The sequence below is a fragment of the Phenylobacterium sp. genome, from assembly GCF_030693405.1.
GTDB lineage: Bacteria > Pseudomonadota > Alphaproteobacteria > Caulobacterales > Caulobacteraceae > Phenylobacterium.
The window spans coordinates 208,504-224,874 of record NZ_JAUYAW010000010.1; the positions used below are offsets into that span (position 1 = coordinate 208,504).

Sequence of the window (16,371 nt, forward strand, 5' to 3'; positions counted from 1 at the left end):
TGATAGGGCCGAGGGGTTCAGGCCGTACCGGCCCCGCTGATCGCCGCAACGCCGGCTCCCGACTTCTTTCCCCTGGCGCCTGCGGCGCCATTCCTCGCGCGACAAACAAGTCGTCGCCGGCGTCCTCCGCTGCGCTGCGGGCCTGCGGCTGCGGCGCTCAGCGCCCCTCGTCCTGGAAATCGCCATCGAGGCCGCGATGGGCGCGGTCCGAGACACCAGGAGACTTCACCATGGCGACCATCGGCACCTTCACCAAGGACGACGCCGGCAACTACAACGGCTCGATCAAGACCCTGACCCTCGACGTCAAGAAGGCCACCTTCCGCAAGTTCGAGAAGACCAACGACCAGGCCCCCGACTTCCGCATCTTCTCCGGCCAGACCGAGTTCGGCGCCGCCTGGATGAAGACCTCCAAGGAGGACCGGGCCTATCTCTCGGTCAAGCTAGACGACCCGAGCTTCCACGCTCCGATCTACGCCAGCCTGGTCGACGCCGACGAGGGCTACAGCCTGATCTGGTCGCGCAGCCGCCAGGCCGACTGACCTCCCGCGGAGCGCCCCGCCGCAGCCGGCGGGGCGCCGCTCCCCAAAAACTCACATCACGGGAGGCCGCCATGACGCGCGCATCCGAGACCTCGCGCCCGGACATCTACAGCCGGGTCACCAACGCCATCGTCGCCGACCTCGAAAACGGCGTGCGCCCCTGGACCAAGCCCTGGTCCGCCGAGCACCTCGCCGGGAAGATCAGCCGGCCGCTGCGCTCCACCGGCGAGCCCTACAGCGGCATCAACGTCATCCTGCTCTGGGCAGAATCTGTCGCCCGCGGCTTCACGGCGCCCATCTGGATCACCTTCCGCCAGGCGCTGGCGCTCGGCGGGCATGTCCGCAAGGGTGAGCACGGCTCGACCGTGGTCTACGCCAACCGGATCACCCGCACCGAAGCGGGCGACGACGGCGAGGACGTCGAGCGCCAGATCCCGTTCCTGAAGGCCTACACCGTCTTCAACGTCGACCAGGTCGAGGGCCTGCCCGCGCAGTTCCACGCCGTGGCGGAGCCCCAGCTCGACGCGGCCCAACGCATCGAGCATGCCGACGCCTTCTTTGCGGCGACCGGCGCCGACATCCGCCACGGCGGCAACCAGGCCTACTACGCCCTGCGACCCGACCACGTGCAGATGCCGCCCTTCGAATGCTTCGAGGACCCGGAGGCCTACTACGCGACCCTCGCCCACGAATGCACCCATTGGACCCGGCATCCCACCCGGCTCGACCGTGACTTCGGCCGCAAGCGCTGGGGTGACGACGGCTACGCTCGCGAAGAGCTGGTCGCCGAACTGGGCGCGGCCTTCCTTTGCGCCGACCTGGGACTGGAACTGGAGCCCCGGCCGGATCATGCCAGCTACATCGACAGCTGGCTGAAGGTGCTGAAGGACGACCGCCGGTTCATCTTCACGGCCGCCGCGCACGCACAGCGCGCGGCGGACTTCCTGCATCGGCGGCAGACCGTGACGATCGCGGCCTGAGCGTGCGCGGCGAGCGCTCAGGCGCTCGCCGCAACCGGAGGCTTTGACTCGGAGGAACTTAGTGACGTCCACTTCGCCCGGCGGATCATCGCTTACGCTATCGTTCGTCGAGGCTGCTCCAGATGTCTTTGAAAACGATCTGCGAGCCTCGCGAGGTCATGACATACGGGATCGGCGAGCGAGCAATCGGCTGACTGGTTTCCAAGAGGACCCGCTCGGCGATCTGGGTGAACACGTCAGCGCCCGGGCCAATCTCGTAACGGAGACGAATGAGTTGGGGCCAGGTCAGCACAAGGACGCTAGGCCCACCTTCATAGCCTAGGCTGCGAAAACGGGCGTTTGACCGCCCGACGCCCCAGAGCCGTACGGTTCTGGGCAGCTCCCCCGCGGGCAGCTTAACTTTCAGCGCACGGCACAGCTCCGGGACGCCATGCTCTTCCAACCAGCTGGTAACCTGGCGTCCCCAGTTCTCGACGCTCTCAACGAAATTCTTGGCCTTGCTCCTCTGCGTGCGGAGGTTGCTGGAGGCGAAATCCTGCCATTTCAATTGAAAGAGGACGAGTTCGCCGGTCACATAGTCGAAGAGCGCAGCATCGATGTCAGTGATAACCCGCCCTTTAGTCCGTAGCTTGGTTTGGCCTGGCATACGTTGGTAGCGGTTGCCCTGGAACAGCGAGCAGAGGTCGTCGGCCATCCACCGTTCATGATGGACCCGGACGGAATTTAGCATCGCCTGCGACGCCGCTTCGCGCAGCATGCGGATGTGTTTGAAGGGATTTCGGAAGATTGCGCTGATAGGCATCAGTAGATAGCCATCAGCGATCTCGATCAGCATCGGAAAGCTCGGCGTGTGCTCCTTGAGAAAGAAGGCTGCGTCGCCCGACTTCACCGTCACGATCTCGATTACCGCCGCCGCCAGCTTGCGGGGTGTGCCAATGGCGACAAGTTCCGCGATGAGTTCGGATCTCGTTTTCCAGATGGTCAGGCTCATGGCGTGGTTGACGTCGGGAAAGCGCTTCCGTGCTTCCTCGACATAGATGACGTGCTGCAAGTAGCGTCCGAGCAGCATGTGGGCCGTGGTGACCAGGTCTGCGCCGGTGCAGCCTTCCAATTTGGCGTCGGGGTGGATGCCTGCATCACCGCGCCAGTCGAGGACCGAGTCGGCGATGAAATTGAGGAATGCCGCGTCAATATTGCGGGTCGATGTGTAGCCGATCATCACACCGCAAGGCAGTTCCCAGGGAAACACCTGTTCGGCCATCTCGGCTCGCAACGCGCTGCCGGCCGGCCCGTCGGGCGACGTTTCCTCAGCCCTAAACTTGGACTGGAGTTCAACCAGACGGGCGCGGTCCACCTGGTCGTGGAAAAAGTCGACCAAGGTCGGTTCGCTGATTGCGAGTTCAAATCCCTCCGCGGTCGCTGTGCCCTCCACCATGCCATTGCGCATGCGTTCGGCCGCATCCGTCAGCATCACGTAGCGCCCGGCCGCGTGCATCAAACTCAAGACGAAATGGCGCGATTCTTCTGTGCTCTCGGCGATCGGGATGCCGGTGAATTTGCCTACGCGCGGCAAGAGCAGCCCCAACAGCACATTCCACCCGCGCGTCAGGAGATCGAAGTCGGGTGCCGGGAGATATTCGCCCGCCGGTCGGCCGAAGCCCTGCATCACCTGGACATGGTCCATGGCGCGGCAGGCCTCGATCAGCAGGCCGCCGCACATCCAGTCTGATTGGCCAGCCAGGAAATTGGTCAGGTCGTCGAGTTCCGCCCGGCCAAGTGACTCCAATTCGTCAGCGATCGATTTCGCGGCCAGCATCTCGCTATGGGCCAGGTGACACGCCGAAACCATAATGATCGAGCGCGGCTTTCGCGAAGGCGTGCAGCCCGAAGTCGTTATCGGCGAATAGGCGCGCAATCCCGCCATCCACGGCATCTACGCCTACGCCTGCACGTTCGGCGAACGTCAGCACCTCCCCGACGCGACCGTTCGGCAGGAAGAACGCGATGTAGGGAAATGCGGCAACGTGCTGCCCCCCAAAGCCTCCTGCGTTGCAACTGCTGACGGTGGTGCAGCCCATAGCAGACAGCGCGAGCGTCGCCGCGATCACCCCAATGTCGAGACCCCAGAGATCATCTTCCGGCAGAAACGCCTCGCCGCGCTCTTCCTCATAGAGTTCGGCTTCGTCGTCCACGTCGTCAGCGTCTGAGAAGCGTTGGAAGAGGGCCGCCTCGCGGATCAACGCTTCTGCCACCTGATCCCAAGCCACACCGCGCAAATCCCTGAAATGCTGATTGCCGTAGAAGCCATCTTCTTCACCGCGATCGGCTTCTTCCGGGTCATACGATGCGAGGCGGGCAGCATCGAGCTGCCTTACGATCTCCACGGGATAGCTGCGCTGCGGGGCCATTGGACCGTCTCCGGCCTCGTCTTGACCCGCGAGGCTCATTGGGAACAAAATAGAAACAGCAGTCGACGCGGCGCCGGTGTGGCGCCACCATGGCGCCATGTTGGATGATTCGAAAACCAGTACCGTGCGAAGCCTGGACCGCATCAATTTGCGGCTGCCCGGAGAGACGTTCGACGCGATCGATGCACGCCGCGCCGAGCGCCCCGGCAATATCTCGCGTAACACTTGGATAACCGAAGCAATCCAAGAAAAACTTGAACGCGAAGCCGCGGAATTGACCGCCCCAACCGAGGCACGGCGTCACCATGGCTGACTTCTACGAGTTCTTCGCGGGCGGCGGAATGGCCCGCCGCGGGTTAGGGCGTGGGTGGACCTGCCGTTTTGCCAACGACTTCGATCACAAGAAGGGCGGCACCTACCGCGAAAACTACGGCAAGGGTGAACTGAAGGTGGGCGATGTTCGCCAGGTCACCTTGGAGGACTTGCCTGGTGTCCCTGACTTGGTTTGGGCGTCATTTCCTTGCCAGGATCTCTCGCTCGCCGGCGGCGGCGCTGGCCTTAAGGGCGAGCGTTCTGGCACCTTTTATCCCTTCTGGGACGTGATGACGGCCCTGATTGAGGACGGTCGTGCGCCGACGATCATCGCGCTGGAGAATGTCTGCGGTACGCTAACGTCGCATGGAGGCAAGGACTTCGAAGCGATCTGCCAGACCTACGAAAAGGCGGGTTACAGGGCCGGCGCCTTGGTGATCAACGCTGACCTTTTCGTGCCGCAATCTAGGCCCCGCCTGTTCGTCATTGGCGTTCGCGACGACATCGCGATCGATCCGAACCTGTTGGCGAGCGGCCCCGTAGCGCCTTTCCACACACGCAGCCTGCAGCGGGCTGTCGAACAGTTGCCCGAGGCGCTGAGGCGGAAGTTCCTTTGGTGGAACTTGCCCAAGCCGAAACGACGGGCCAAGGCCTTCGCTGATATCATAGAGGAACATCCCGACAGCGTGGAATGGCACACCGAAGCCGAAACCAAGCAATTGCTCGCCATGATGTCGACCGTGAACGCCGAGAAAGTCGAAGCCGCGAAGAAGGCCGGCCGCCGGATGGTCGGCGGCGTCTACAAGCGCACGCGGGTCAACCACAACGGCGCAAAGGTGCAGCGCGCAGAAGTGCGGTTCGATGACGTTTCAGGGTGTCTCCGGACTCCGGCTGGCGGATCCAGCCGGCAAGTCATCGTCGTCATCGATGGTGAGTTGGTGCGCTCACGCCTCATCTCAGCGCGTGAAACGGCGCGGTTGATGGGGCTGGACGACGGTTACAAGCTCCCGCGGAATTACAACGAAGCCTATCACCTGACCGGCGACGGCGTCGCCGTGCCGGTCGTGCGGCACCTCGCGAAGCATATTTTCGAGACGATCATCAACCAGGCCGCGCCGCTGCGCGATGTGGCGTGACCGTTATTCCCTGCGCTCGCGATGATCGCCTGCGGGCGATTATCGAGAGCTTTGCCGAGACCCTCAGGACCGAGGCCCACCTGTTGGGTGAGCACGGGCTCGAAGAGAAGGACTTCTACAACTCAGGAGTCCTTCGGGGAGCCGTCGAAAAGCTTCGCGGAGAATATGTCGGCACGACCCGCGCTAAGCGGGAGTTCACGCGTCACATCCTGAATTTCTTGGAAGATGGCCGGCTCATCGCCGGCTGGGACCCATCAAAGGGTGGCGCGCGCCACGACTTCCAGGTTCGCCTGAACAGCGGGCGCCTAGCGGTCATCGTCCTGAAGGGCTGCCTGGACGGCAACAACACCAACATCTTCGAGCGACCCACCGATGCCGATGAATTCGTGATCTGGAGCCTTTGTCTGAGCCCGGGGGCCGATCCTCGCCACAACGCTTGGTCCGGCATCCACACCCGGCTCTCAGCGGAGATGATCCTGAAGCACCAAAGGGTCGACGGTTTGATCGTCTGGGACATGGTCTGCGGCACAATTGGCCGGCCTTGCCCCAAGCTCGAACGACTCCACACCGACCTCAGCGAGCGCACCACGCCCGTTGGCCCATTCAAGACTCCGCCGCCCTGCGTGTACGTGTTCCCGTCGAGCATTCCCTACGCCGCGCAGCCGCTCGCCAGAGCTCAGCCACTTGAGGCCGTCGAATTTCTCGCCGCGCTTCATGCCGGCTTCGCCGGTTGGCCGGAGGAGGTGAACTATGTGGACTTCGAGATCGCTGCGGCCGGCGAAGAGCTTCACCGGCGAACCACCATTCGCCGTGGCGGCCAGGTGGTCAGCGCTTCAGACATGACGCCGATCCGCCGTGTCTAAGAGCCCGCCCTCCCTTTTCGGCGATAACGCCGACTTCGTCCGCCGGCCACCTTTTGAAACGGATGACCTCCGCCGCAACCTGACGAGTTTCCTAAACGCCCCGTATGCACACGACCCCACGGGGGCCGCGCCAATGGTCGGGAACTACAAGTGGGGCGTTTACGCCTTCTTCGACTACGACGGCGAGCCGATCTACGTCGGCCAGACGAAAGAGAGCCTGCGCACGCGCGTCCAGCGTCATCTGACGAATCAACGAACCGACGCCGTGGCGATGTCCGTGCTCGACCCCTTCGAGGTGTTCGAGATCGAGGTGTGGCCCCTCTGTCAGTTCGAAGGAATCGATCCGAAGGACAAGCCGGCGGTCGCCGCAGCGAAACGGCACTTGGACGCCCTGGAGCGCGTCATCACCGCCAAGGCGGTCGCTGAGTCTCGCTTCAGCGCCATTCTCAATGAGAAGGACCCGCCGCCCGGCGCGCTCGAGGTTGAGCCGCCACAGCCGTTCCGCGGGCGGGTGGTTTCGGATCGCGTCTTCGAACTGCGCGCGCATCCCGACTTTCGGATTGCCCGCCGCGCCCTGATTATATCCCGGCTTGCTCAAGTCATTTCGGAGCGGCAGGTGAAGGGCGGATTGCGCCGGGTGCTGCTGACTCAGGCTAAACGGCTCCAGTGGCTGGCCGCACGCCGTTACGAGGCCACAGGGGGCGCCGCCTCCGTGCCAAAGGAAGGTGAGGACGACGCGGAAGACTGAGTGCCCGCGGCGCATCCGTCCTCATTGCGGCGCAAGCCGCGCGCGAACGTGGTCCAGCCATTTGTCGTACCACCACCAGTCGCCCGGCCGCAGTTCAACCCCGAACTTGTGCGCCGGATTCTTGGCGTCCGCCGCCTGCCAGAGTAGTTGGTGATCATAGAGCTTGAAGTTGCGGTGCCCCTCGCGCTGCATCAGCTCGACGATGTCCTTGGGCTTGTACTTCTTGCGCTCGGATTCCTTCAAAAGGACGCTCGCGATCTCCTGGCCTTCAGCGGACTCTGGCCGGATGAACTCCACCACCAGGTCAGCCTTGCCCTTTGAGTTCACCGACCGCTCCACATAGGCGACGCGATAGGCGTACTTCGGGTCCTTGATGACCTCATCCGCCAACGCCTCCTCATAGGCCAGGTGTGCGGCCACCAGATGGGCGGGCAGGTCCGTGTCCTTCAGGAGCAGATCGCGCTGCGCCTTGGCGACGCCGGAGAATTGCAGCGCCACGCCCAGCTCCCGGTCGAGCCCGTATTCCGCACCGAACATAGCCTTCAGCGCCGCGTTGAAGTTCAGGCAGCACGCCTGAAGTTTGGCGCTGATGACGTCATCTATACGGCGGGTCATCTGATGCTCGATCTCGTGCCGAATCTCGATCAGGAACTTCAGGTTGGCCTTGGTGGCGTCGTCCAACGGACAAGCCGCATCGCCCAAGCAGTGCTCCAGCTCCCAGTGCTTGTCCGCGCCGTGGCGGGTCTTGAGCACGTCTCCGGTCCGCCGGTCCCTGTGACGATAGTCCACCCCCTGGCGCCTGAAATGCGCGTGCAGCAGATAGGTCCAGGCGATCATCGCGGTGACGATAAACACCTCGGACTTGAAGAACGCGCGCGGATTATTGAAGCCCTGCACGGCGTGAAGCATGGCTTCGCGCGCCTTGATCAACAGCTCGTCTCCGATCAAATGGAGCCCGCTGCCGTCGACGTTGGGCCAAGCCTCAAGAAACGCTGCCAACTCTTCGTCGGTCGCCGCCGGCACGCCTGTGTGCGTTTTGCCGTCGCGGATGTCTTTGATCCGGCCATGATTGATCGACCGGGTCGGCCTCGTGAAATAGGCCAGAATGTCTTGGTCGGTCTTCCTGGGTGTCACGGCCATCATCGCCTTGATGATCGCGACCTCCGATCGCTCGAGCCGGTTGTTGGGATTCCTCGCCATGACCGCAATCTAGACGCGATCCAGCAAAGCTTGGCTACGGGTGACCGCTTTCAGGGACCCGCGCTTTGCAGGGCGTCTAGGTAGCCGTCGCAGCCGCTGAAGAACCCGTCGACCGCGTTCATGACGTCGGCGAGGGTGGCGAGGTCCAGATATTCGTGGGTGAGCTCCATCGGCCGCCCTTTGGTGTCGACCGGATAGCGGTGGGAGAAGGAGCCGGGATCGACGGTAGCGAACTCGGCGACGATCTGGGCGACGGCGGCCGTCGCGCCGTCGGCGTCATCCGAACCGTAGCCGGCCAACACCTCCTCGAACCGAGCCCAAAGCTTCGTTAGGTCGTGGGAATTCCAGATCGGATCGACATCGACGGTGCGGCCATAGGTCGACACCAGATACTTTAGCGAGAGCTCCAGGAACTGCCGGTAGTTAAAGATGATCGGGAACACCAAGGTATCTCGGTCGGGGCGGTAGTCCGTCGCCTGCTCAACCATCAGGTCGGCCCCGCGCTTGTAGCCGCTCATCATCAGTACCATCCGGCTGTGGGGATGGTCGGCCAGGACGGCGTTGCCGTCCCAGGCGGGCGAGACCCGGAAGAGTTTGTCGCCGGCCTTGGGCCAACGGAACGGGGCTTTGAGGGCCACTTCGAAATCCATCCCGCCCTCCCGTTCACCGACAAGCTTCATACATAGGGGCATGCAGCTGATCCCGCAGGCCTTGTTCGACATCTTCGCCCTGGCGCTGCCGCGGGGGCACGGGTTCGGCGACCGGCCGCCGATCGGGGCCTGGGGCGACGCCGAAGGTAAGACGTGTGGCGTCGTCACCCAGCACGCCGAGGATGGCTCGCTTGGCATCCTGGCCATGCGCCGGCGCGTGGACAGCGTCTGGAGGACCGTCGCTGAAGAGGTGGGTTTCGCCTCGCTCGACGCTGCGAAGGCCCGTCTCGAGACGGTGCTGCGTATCGGAGACCAGCCGGAACCCCTGCCGCCGAACACGGCGCCGCGGCCCGCGCTCCATGATCTGGGCAGTCGAACGGCGAGCGACGTGTTCAACGTGCTGCGTCAGCCGTCGCACCACCATGCGGCTTGGGTGCTGAACCAGCTCTATCTGGCCCTGCCCAATCCGGACAAGAACTGGGCCGGGGACTGCCAGACTGGCAATTTCCACACGCGCCTGTGGGAAGCGCAGCTCCTGGCGGCGTTTCGCGAGCAGGGACTGCACGTCACCCAGCCGGTGGAGTCGCCGGATTTTCATATCAAGAACCGCCTGGGCGGCGAGGCCTGGGTCGAGGCCGTCACCGCCAACCCGTCGACGCCCTACAACCACGTCAACGCGCCGAGGACCGCGCCGCCGCAGGAACGGGACGCCCTGTTCTTCGGGCCGGCCGCCCTGCGGTTCGCCAAGACCATCGGCAGCAAATTGCAGCGGAACTACCACGAGATGGCCCATGTGAAGGGCAAGCCCTTCATGCTCGCGGTCGCCGACTTCCACGCGCCCGGGTCGATGCTGTGGAGCCGCGAAGGGCTGATCGGCTACCTCTACGGCGAGGGCGCCGAGGTGGTGGACGAGGCGGGCGGGAAGGTCGCCCGGTCCTATGCGGCGAGCCATCTGCACGGGCCGTCGGCGTTTCCGGCCGGGCTGTTCGCCAACTCCGATCACGCCGAACTTTCGGCGGTCATCTTCTCCAACGCCTGCGCGATCTCGAAACTGAACCGGGTGATGGTCTCAGCCGGGGCGCCGTCAAAGGGCCTGCGGTACACGCGTGTCGGCCGCTTCTTCGACCACGATACGGGGGCTCTGGAAGGCGTCCCCTTCTGCCTCGACGTGGCGAGCTCCGAATATCGCCGGCTCTGGCCGCAGGGTTATGAACCCTGGTCGGCCGAAATGGAGGTGTTCCACAATCCGTTCGCCCCCTACCCCGTGCCGAAGGCGCTGCTTCCCGACGCGACGCACTGGTTCGAACAGGACGGCGAGCGGGTGTGCAGCTCGGTCTACGAGACGTCTATCCTGTGGTCGAAGACCTACGTCACCGACGCTAACAAGCCGCCGTTGCGCTTAGATGATTTTTTGAAGGATCCTTCGAGCGGACCCGTGCCTGAAGGGGGATCGACGGTTCGTCTTCACCGCGGCCGGCCACGTCCCGCGACCGGCCGACTACCTGCATCAGCGGCAAACCCCAGCTGAGCGGCGTGAGAGGCGTGAGCGGCGCGGGCGAGCGCCTCGGCGCTCGCCCCTGGTGGCGGCGGTCGTCAGTATCCCAGCAGCCGCTGTCGCCGATGCTGGGCGTCGAGGGCGACGATGTGGTGAGCGAAACCGGCGCAGGTCTCGACAGATCGGTTCAGCAGGTTGGAGAGGCGCTCCAGCGCGTCCCGCTGACGGTGGCTCAAGGCCGCGATCGCTTCCTCAAGTTCGTCGTCGCTGGCGTCGTTCAGGAAGGTGAAGACCTTGCCCAACAGGCCGGCCACGGCGTCCGCCACCTGCACCCAGGGCTCGAGCTTTGAGTCCGCGAACCGGTAGTTCTTGAAGGGCTGGCCGTGGCTCACCAGCGGCAGGCTGTCGAGATAGGCGGCGATGGTCGGCTCGATGTCGAGCACGTGGGAAGCGTCTTTGAAGAGGGTCACCCGCTCCAGGTAGAAGCCTCCGAAACCGTCAATGAGGATGTTGCTAGGCTCATCCTCCAGGAAGGGGAGAGCGTCGAGCCGACGGGCGATTTGAATGACGCCCTTGAGCATCTGGTAGTTAAACGGCGGCAGGAGACCTTCTGCATCATCAATCCGCTGCAGAAGGTCGGTGATGAACGCCGCGCGCCCGTCGGCGCCCACATTCGGGTAGCCATAGCTCTCCAGCCAGGCCGCGGTGCTCGCCGTGTCGAAGCGCAGCACCTTGTAGAGATCGGTCTTAAGCACCGGCGCCATCATCATCAGCTGTACCGCGCCGTGCTCGGTTACGATGGAATCGATGATGTCGACGATGGACCAGTAGAGCGGGTCCAGCACCTGGTAGTGCAGCAGCACGTCCTGGGCCTGCAGCCAGGCCAGGAAAGCGCCTACGCGCGGCGCGTCGAGGATCGCCAGTCCGTCCCCCTTGCCGAGCTGCTCAAGTTTGAGCTCGACTGCCGACTTCTGCAGGGACAGCACGTCGCGCAGGGTCTCGAAGGCCATGGGCGGCGCCGGCCCGTCATGGGCGACACCGCCGAGCACGAAACAGCGCGGCTCGCGGACATTGAGGCCGCCGGGCGTCAGGCGAAGGCGGCGGATGTTGTTGGTCTCGTCGTAGTGGATGGTGAAGGGGTGACCGACGTTCTCAAGCCCGTGGGCGTCGATGATGGTCTCCCTGCGCTCATCGACGTCTATCATGGCGACGTTTGTGGCAGGATCGGCCAACGAAGGCGATGGCCTCACCGCATCCAGCGGGACTCGCCGAAGATCAGCTTCAGATTGGTTTCGGCGAGCGGCAGATACTCGACGTCGCCCCGGCCGAAGCCGGCGGCCGCTACCTGGGCGCGTTGCTCCTCGCCAAACACCGCCGCGAGCACTTCGGCCTGATCTTCGCCGTTCCACCCAATACGACCGACCGGCGCCCATACCGCGCCTCGGCGATCCTGCGACTGCGCCGCCGTAAGCAAGGCGTCCTTATTGGCCGACAAGCCGAGGTGGGCGAGATACCCGAAGGTCTCGAACGTCTCGAACGCCACGTCGAGGTCCTGACGGCTCGGAAACTCGCCCTGCAGCCAGCCTCGGAAGACGGTCAGGAGGTGTTCGCTGAGGGCGGTCTTATGGCGCTCCAGTCCCTCGAAACTTCGCCAGCTCTCCTCGTCATGAGCCTCGAACGCCCACAGCAGAAGCTTCTCCACTGCCGCTGTGTTCTCGTCGCGGTAAGGTTGGCGCAGCGGCGTGATGAGCCAGCGGTGCAGTTCCGCTAGCCGGCCTGCTCGAAGAAGTCCTATTCCATAGGCGTAGAGGGCCAGCATCCCGGGATAGGACTGCATCGCAATCCAAAAGGTCGAGCCGGACTGGCCGGGCCGCTGGGTTAGGCTCTTCAAGACCTCCGTCGCCAGAGCGAACTCCTCGCCCAGGCCCCACCGGCCCATGGTGTACAGCACGCGCAGCAGGCCCTCATGGATGGCTTCGTAGCCTTGTACGCGGCGCCGAAACTGCTCGTGGTCAGGTCGGCCGTTCACACCGAAGTCGCCCTCTGCCACCAACCGGCGAGCCCGCCGGGCGGCATCCCCGACGAGATCGCTGAGCTGGATGCGATGCTCCGGCTTGGCGAGGTAGCGCTTGGCGCTCGCGACCATGAGCTCGACGCTCAGAGGGTTTGGCCGCAGCAGGGTCGCCTGCGTCTCGATATCGCGCTGAAGCCGCTCAAACAGGGTGTTTGCGCTGTCGACCGTGATCACCCGGCCGCTGCGGGCGGCCACGATGTCCTTGGCGAAGTCGCCAAGCTCGCCCCGGCTAGTCCAGAATAGGGGGTATCGCCGGTTGGGCGCCCTGACGATCGCCGACCGCAGGGCCGTGTCCCAGTCGGCCGACCAGCCAGCGACGATCAGGCCGTGCTCGTCGAAGATGCGGTCGAGGCAGGCGTTCAGAGCCGGCGAATAGGCCGACAGCTCGTCCTCAGTATTGCGGATGCGGGTGTCGAGATAATCGCCGTGCAGCTTGAGCACCAGGCAGCGCGTGTGGATGAGCGGCGTGGCGCCGGCCAGATCATCTTCGGACTTGATGACGAGCGGTTCGACCCCTTCGTCGCGCAGGGCGTTCTCCATCAGCCGATCGAAATTGGTGGTGATGATCACGCGGATGTAGCCGTCGCGGACCAGGCGGGCGATTGCCCGGTGGGCGGCCGTCGGCACCTTCCGGCCTTCCTCGATATCCTGGGCGGTGGGCTCGATGAACCGGTGGATGATCGCCCGGCGTTCGTCCGGCGTGCTGGAGAGGCCGTCGAGCAGCTTGGAATAGTTGGGGGGCTCACCGAACCGCTGGGTGTGCCAGGCCGTCCAATCCGCCTGGTCCCCGGCGCTTTCCAACGCACCGATCCGCGCGGTCAGATTGAGGGTGATCTCCCAGCCGGTGGGGATCTCCGCCGCCCGGGACACGCCGCTCCCGAGCACAAGCGCAAAGACTCCCGGGTTCTCGAAGACGGAAAAGGCGAGGGCTGTGGCAGGGTCGATCATGGCGGCGGACCTGATTCGGAGGACCCGCCGATCATACCGGACCTGGCCCGGCTGGGGCGGCCCCGAAGGGCCGGCGGGCGAGCGGGTGGGGGCGTAGGCTTACGCCTCGCGCCCGCCGAGGGGAGGGGCCAGTCTGAGTTCGTTGCTGTCTAGGGCAGGATAGCCTTCGCGGCGGCGGATCACTACGTGGAGTGGCCCGGTGGCCAATCTCAGCATTCGGGTGGGCGACGATCTCCTCGCCCGGTTTGATGCCGCTGCGGGCAGCCAGGGCGGTCGAGCCCCGACGTTGCGCCGCCTCATGGATCAGGTCGCGGCCGCTGCGCCGGCGCCGGTGGGCCGTCTCCCAACGCGCCCCTTGAAGCTCACGGTGCGGCTGGCCGAAGAGGATGGGGCCGACCTGGCGCGGGAGGCGGCGGCCATGGGACTGACGCCCAACGGCTGGGCCGCCGCACTCATCCGCCACCGCCTTCACGGCAGGCCAAGCCTCCGGCCTCCGGATGGGGTCGCCCTCCTCGCCATCCAGGGCGAGGTCCGACGGATTGGGGTGAACGTGAACCAGATTGCCCGAGCCCTGAACACCGCAGTGCTGGAGGGCAAGGTTCTCGACCTGGAGGTGGCCTATCTCGCCGACCTGCAGACAGAACTACGTGCGCACATGTCCACACTGCGCGGCGCGTTCGAAGGCAACCTGGCCTACTGGGCGGCGGAGCCGTGACCGACTTCCAGATGGTCCAAGGCTTCGAAGACGTCTGGCGTCCTCCCGTTCGCCAGCGGGTCGTGCGACCGCGCACCGTCCTGAGGCTTCCTCAAGCGCCCGGAGGCGGCGCGCGTGCTCGACTCGAGCGCATCGCCGCCCGCACGCCGGAGGTGATGGTCAAGGTCACGGGCCGAACCCGCGGCGGCGCCGATCTGCGAGCCCACCTCGACTACATCTCGCGCAACGGCCAGCTGGAGCTTGAGGGCCCCGACGGCGCGCTCCTCGTCAGTCGCCGTGACGTCGCGGACCTGGCGGACGAGTGGAGCGCGACCGCCGACTTGGGCATCAAGCCTCGCCGGAAGGACTCGCCATTCAGCCATTCGGTCATCCTGTCGATGCCGGCCGGCACGAACGAGATCGTGGTGCGGGACGCTGCGCGATCCTTTGCGGCCGACATGTTCGCAGGTCGGCATGACTACGTGTTCACGCTCCACACTGACACGCCGCGTCCGCACGTTCACCTGGCCATATGTTCACGTGGGTACATGGGTGAGCGCCTGAACCCGAAGAAGGCCGACCTTGAGCATTGGCGCCAGACGTTCGCCCAAGCGCTTCGTGATCGTGGCGTTGAGGCTGAAGCGACGCCGCGGCGCGCACGGGGGGTGACGCGGAAGGCCGAACGGACACCGCTGCGGAAGATCCGCGACCGACATGAGGCGGGTGGTGGACCCATGGCGCGGGTGCGTCGCTCGGCTTACCGCGAAGCGGCAGCGATGGCCTTTCAGGGCCAAACCGACCGGACGCCTTGGGATCAGCGGATCGTGGCGCGACAGCAGGCGGTGCGCACCCTCTACCTGACCCAGGCTCAGTTGCTCGGAAGGTCCAGGGAGCCGGCGGATCGCGCCTTGGCGGCCAAGGTCGAGGCCTTCGTGCGGAGCATGCCCCATCCCGACACCCAGCGGCTTGCCCTGGCGCGAGAGCTGCGTGCGGCGAACGCTCGATTAGGCCGGAACGGCCCTGAGGCAGACAAGGAGCGAGGTCGGTGAGAGCCCGCCCCACTCCGAGCCTGCCGGCCTCAAGCGATGGCGCGGGCGAGGTCGTCATGCTCGAAGGCGCTGGCCATGCGATCGATCTGGTTGGCGGTCAGGCCGTGCTGGCCAGCTACTTCGCGCCAAGTGGCGACCACGATCCCGACCTCCTTGGCGATGGCCAAGGCCTCCGACTTGCCGAGCCTGAAGTAGGGGGCCACTCCAAGCGCCGTGTCGAGTGAGGCATCTTGGTCAGTCTCGTCGAGCGCCAGAGCGTGGATGCGCGGCTTCACGTCCGTGGGCATGGGGTTGAGGTCGTAGGCTGGAGACAGGCGCCAACCACCGGGCTCGCGCAAGAAGCCGTGGTTGCGTAGGTGGTCGTCGGTGTTCGAGATCAGGATGTTGAACACCATCCGTCGCCAGAGCTGGGCCGCGTCGCCCGGAGCGTCGGCGCCGTCCTGGCGCAGGACGTCGACCAGTTCCAGATAGCTTCGGACCTCGCCGTCGACGGCGCCGAGCGCGGTCAGCGCCGAGCGGAATGGCCGGCGGCCGCCATCGGCCATACGGTCGAAGCGCGACATCATGAACACCGGCCGCTTGGCCACCTGGCGCAATTGGAACGCAGGCACGGAGATGCCGGCCTGCCGGGCCAACGTCATAGCAACGGACTCCCAGGTCGGGATCGGCCAGTCGTCCGTCTGGCTCGGAAATTTGGCGATCAGGAGTTCGCCCTGGGCGTCCCTCACGGACGCCTTCGGGCGGGCGCCACCGAGCGAACTGCCCGGCGCCAGGAGTATGCGTAGGTCTTCGTCGGTTTCGCGGTCATCGACGATCCGGCGCGCGGCCCCTAGCAATTTGGGCAAGGCGACGAGCGGCGGGACAGGGTGGGCGTCGGCTGCCGCGAAGCCTTCGGCGCCGACATCGCGAAAACGCAGGGCGCCGAGGCGGGTCTGGTCCTCGACCAGCATAAGGAAGTCCGCCTCCAGCAGGGTGCGGGGCGCTCGGCCTTCCGCCTTGGCTTCGTGGCGTTCGCGGCGGCCCATCAGATTGCGGCCCCAGCGGTCCGGCGCGGGGTCGCTGAAGGCGTTGAAGAGGCCGCCGTCCCAGTGGGCGTCGCCTCGGACTAGGGGGAGGTTCGGTTCAAGCGGGAACGCTCCCGGCAGGCCTAGCCAAGCCGGATCGTAGGCGAAGGAGCAAGTCTGGCGAGCGCCTTTGGCCCTGGCCCATAGCCGGCCAACTGGACGAGTCGCGCCATCCCAGTCGATATGGACTTCGATCTCGCGGTCCATG

At 65.1% G+C, this 16,371-nt stretch carries 16 protein-coding genes; 9 read left to right on the forward strand and 7 right to left on the reverse strand.

All coding sequences use genetic code 11. The features are described 5' to 3' along the window. The first annotated feature begins 230 nt into the window (after positions 1-230). Positions 231-542: a DUF736 domain-containing protein gene (locus tag Q8N19_RS02395; RefSeq protein WP_305588036.1), complete on the forward strand. Its 312-nt coding sequence runs from the start codon at positions 231-233 to the stop codon at positions 540-542. A 71-nt stretch (positions 543-613) separates the two neighbouring features. Next, positions 614-1,522 carry an ArdC family protein gene (locus tag Q8N19_RS02400; RefSeq protein ID WP_305588037.1) on the forward strand — a complete coding sequence of 303 codons (909 nt, stop codon included), beginning with the start codon at positions 614-616 and terminating at the stop codon, positions 1,520-1,522. 97 nt (positions 1,523-1,619) lie between these two features. Here the strand turns inward: Q8N19_RS02400 and Q8N19_RS02405 are convergent, their stop codons facing one another. Both Q8N19_RS02405 and Q8N19_RS02410 read right to left on the reverse strand, forming a co-directional pair. Continuing rightward, positions 1,620-3,437: a hypothetical protein gene (locus Q8N19_RS02405; protein WP_305588038.1), complete on the reverse strand. Its 1,818-nt coding sequence runs from the start codon at positions 3,435-3,437 to the stop codon at positions 1,620-1,622. Then, positions 3,343-3,930, reverse strand: a complete 588-nt coding sequence (locus tag Q8N19_RS02410) for a hypothetical protein (protein ID WP_305588039.1) — start codon at positions 3,928-3,930, stop codon at positions 3,343-3,345. The genes Q8N19_RS02405 and Q8N19_RS02410 overlap by 95 nt, the downstream gene beginning before the upstream one ends. A 97-nt stretch (positions 3,931-4,027) precedes the next feature. On the opposite strand from Q8N19_RS02410, the gene Q8N19_RS02415 reads away from it, so the two are divergent. From Q8N19_RS02415 to Q8N19_RS02430, 4 genes are all read left to right on the forward strand, one after another. Then, on the forward strand, positions 4,028-4,243 hold the full coding sequence (locus Q8N19_RS02415; protein ID WP_305588040.1) for a hypothetical protein: 216 nt from the start codon (positions 4,028-4,030) through the stop codon (positions 4,241-4,243). Next, positions 4,236-5,378, forward strand: coding sequence for a DNA cytosine methyltransferase (locus tag Q8N19_RS02420; RefSeq protein WP_305588041.1), 1,143 nt, complete (start codon positions 4,236-4,238; stop codon positions 5,376-5,378). The genes Q8N19_RS02415 and Q8N19_RS02420 overlap by 8 nt, the downstream gene beginning before the upstream one ends. Then, a complete protein-coding gene (locus tag Q8N19_RS02425) occupies positions 5,375-6,241 on the forward strand; it encodes a hypothetical protein (RefSeq protein WP_305588042.1) in 867 nt (288 codons plus the stop codon). Before Q8N19_RS02420 ends, Q8N19_RS02425 begins: the two co-directional genes overlap by 4 nt. Before the next feature lie 133 nt (positions 6,242-6,374). After that, positions 6,375-6,989 carry a GIY-YIG nuclease family protein gene (locus tag Q8N19_RS02430; RefSeq protein WP_305588043.1) on the forward strand — a complete coding sequence of 205 codons (615 nt, stop codon included), beginning with the start codon at positions 6,375-6,377 and terminating at the stop codon, positions 6,987-6,989. 21 nt (positions 6,990-7,010) lie between these two features. On the opposite strand, the gene Q8N19_RS02435 is transcribed toward Q8N19_RS02430, so the two are convergent. Further along, positions 7,011-8,189, reverse strand: a complete 1,179-nt coding sequence (locus tag Q8N19_RS02435; RefSeq protein ID WP_305588044.1) for a DUF3644 domain-containing protein — start codon at positions 8,187-8,189, stop codon at positions 7,011-7,013. Between the two features lie 50 nt (positions 8,190-8,239). Further along, positions 8,240-8,839, reverse strand: coding sequence for a hypothetical protein (locus Q8N19_RS02440; protein WP_305588045.1), 600 nt, complete (start codon positions 8,837-8,839; stop codon positions 8,240-8,242). 40 nt (positions 8,840-8,879) lie between these two features. On the opposite strand from Q8N19_RS02440, the gene Q8N19_RS02445 reads away from it, so the two are divergent. Then, positions 8,880-10,367: a hypothetical protein gene (locus tag Q8N19_RS02445; protein ID WP_305588046.1), complete on the forward strand. Its 1,488-nt coding sequence runs from the start codon at positions 8,880-8,882 to the stop codon at positions 10,365-10,367. Positions 10,368-10,432: 65 nt separating this feature from the next. Here Q8N19_RS02445 and Q8N19_RS02450 read toward each other — a convergent pair whose 3' ends face one another. Together Q8N19_RS02450 and Q8N19_RS02455 are read right to left on the reverse strand one after the other, a co-directional pair. Continuing rightward, entirely contained in the window at positions 10,433-11,539 is a 1,107-nt protein-coding gene (locus Q8N19_RS02450) for a DUF3800 domain-containing protein (protein WP_305588047.1), read from the reverse strand. Between the two features lie 41 nt (positions 11,540-11,580). Continuing rightward, positions 11,581-13,356 carry an SIR2 family protein gene (locus Q8N19_RS02455; RefSeq protein ID WP_305588048.1) on the reverse strand — a complete coding sequence of 592 codons (1,776 nt, stop codon included), beginning with the start codon at positions 13,354-13,356 and terminating at the stop codon, positions 11,581-11,583. A 199-nt stretch (positions 13,357-13,555) separates the two neighbouring features. Between Q8N19_RS02455 and Q8N19_RS02460 the strand changes: the two genes are divergently transcribed. Next, positions 13,556-14,071, forward strand: coding sequence for a MobC family plasmid mobilization relaxosome protein (locus Q8N19_RS02460; RefSeq protein WP_305588049.1), 516 nt, complete (start codon positions 13,556-13,558; stop codon positions 14,069-14,071). Beyond that, positions 14,068-15,099 carry a relaxase/mobilization nuclease domain-containing protein gene (locus Q8N19_RS02465; RefSeq protein ID WP_305588050.1) on the forward strand — a complete coding sequence of 344 codons (1,032 nt, stop codon included), beginning with the start codon at positions 14,068-14,070 and terminating at the stop codon, positions 15,097-15,099. The genes Q8N19_RS02460 and Q8N19_RS02465 overlap by 4 nt, the downstream gene beginning before the upstream one ends. Before the next feature lie 29 nt (positions 15,100-15,128). Here Q8N19_RS02465 and Q8N19_RS02470 read toward each other — a convergent pair whose 3' ends face one another. Next, positions 15,129-16,370: a type II toxin-antitoxin system HipA family toxin gene (locus Q8N19_RS02470; RefSeq protein WP_305588051.1), complete on the reverse strand. Its 1,242-nt coding sequence runs from the start codon at positions 16,368-16,370 to the stop codon at positions 15,129-15,131. Position 16,371: the final 1 nt, after the last annotated feature.

What these genes read in the sequence shown, in the direction of transcription:
- Q8N19_RS02440 (WP_305588045.1), bottom strand. Translation starts at nt 8,839, where the DNA reads ATGGATTTCGAAGTGGCCCTCAAAGCCCCGTTCCGTTGGCCCAAGGCC.
- Q8N19_RS02435 (WP_305588044.1), bottom strand. Translation starts at nt 8,189, where the DNA reads ATGGCGAGGAATCCCAACAACCGGCTCGAGCGATCGGAGGTCGCGATC.
- Q8N19_RS02450 (WP_305588047.1), bottom strand. Translation starts at nt 11,539, where the DNA reads ATGATAGACGTCGATGAGCGCAGGGAGACCATCATCGACGCCCACGGG.
- Q8N19_RS02410 (WP_305588039.1), bottom strand. Translation starts at nt 3,930, where the DNA reads ATGGCCCCGCAGCGCAGCTATCCCGTGGAGATCGTAAGGCAGCTCGAT.
- Q8N19_RS02455 (WP_305588048.1), bottom strand. Translation starts at nt 13,356, where the DNA reads ATGATCGACCCTGCCACAGCCCTCGCCTTTTCCGTCTTCGAGAACCCG.
- Q8N19_RS02415 (WP_305588040.1), top strand. Translation starts at nt 4,028, where the DNA reads ATGTTGGATGATTCGAAAACCAGTACCGTGCGAAGCCTGGACCGCATC.
- Q8N19_RS02430 (WP_305588043.1), top strand. Translation starts at nt 6,375, where the DNA reads ATGGTCGGGAACTACAAGTGGGGCGTTTACGCCTTCTTCGACTACGAC.
- Q8N19_RS02400 (WP_305588037.1), top strand. Translation starts at nt 614, where the DNA reads ATGACGCGCGCATCCGAGACCTCGCGCCCGGACATCTACAGCCGGGTC.
- Q8N19_RS02470 (WP_305588051.1), bottom strand. Translation starts at nt 16,370, where the DNA reads ATGGACCGCGAGATCGAAGTCCATATCGACTGGGATGGCGCGACTCGT.
- Q8N19_RS02420 (WP_305588041.1), top strand. Translation starts at nt 4,236, where the DNA reads ATGGCTGACTTCTACGAGTTCTTCGCGGGCGGCGGAATGGCCCGCCGC.
- Q8N19_RS02445 (WP_305588046.1), top strand. Translation starts at nt 8,880, where the DNA reads ATGCAGCTGATCCCGCAGGCCTTGTTCGACATCTTCGCCCTGGCGCTG.
- Q8N19_RS02395 (WP_305588036.1), top strand. Translation starts at nt 231, where the DNA reads ATGGCGACCATCGGCACCTTCACCAAGGACGACGCCGGCAACTACAAC.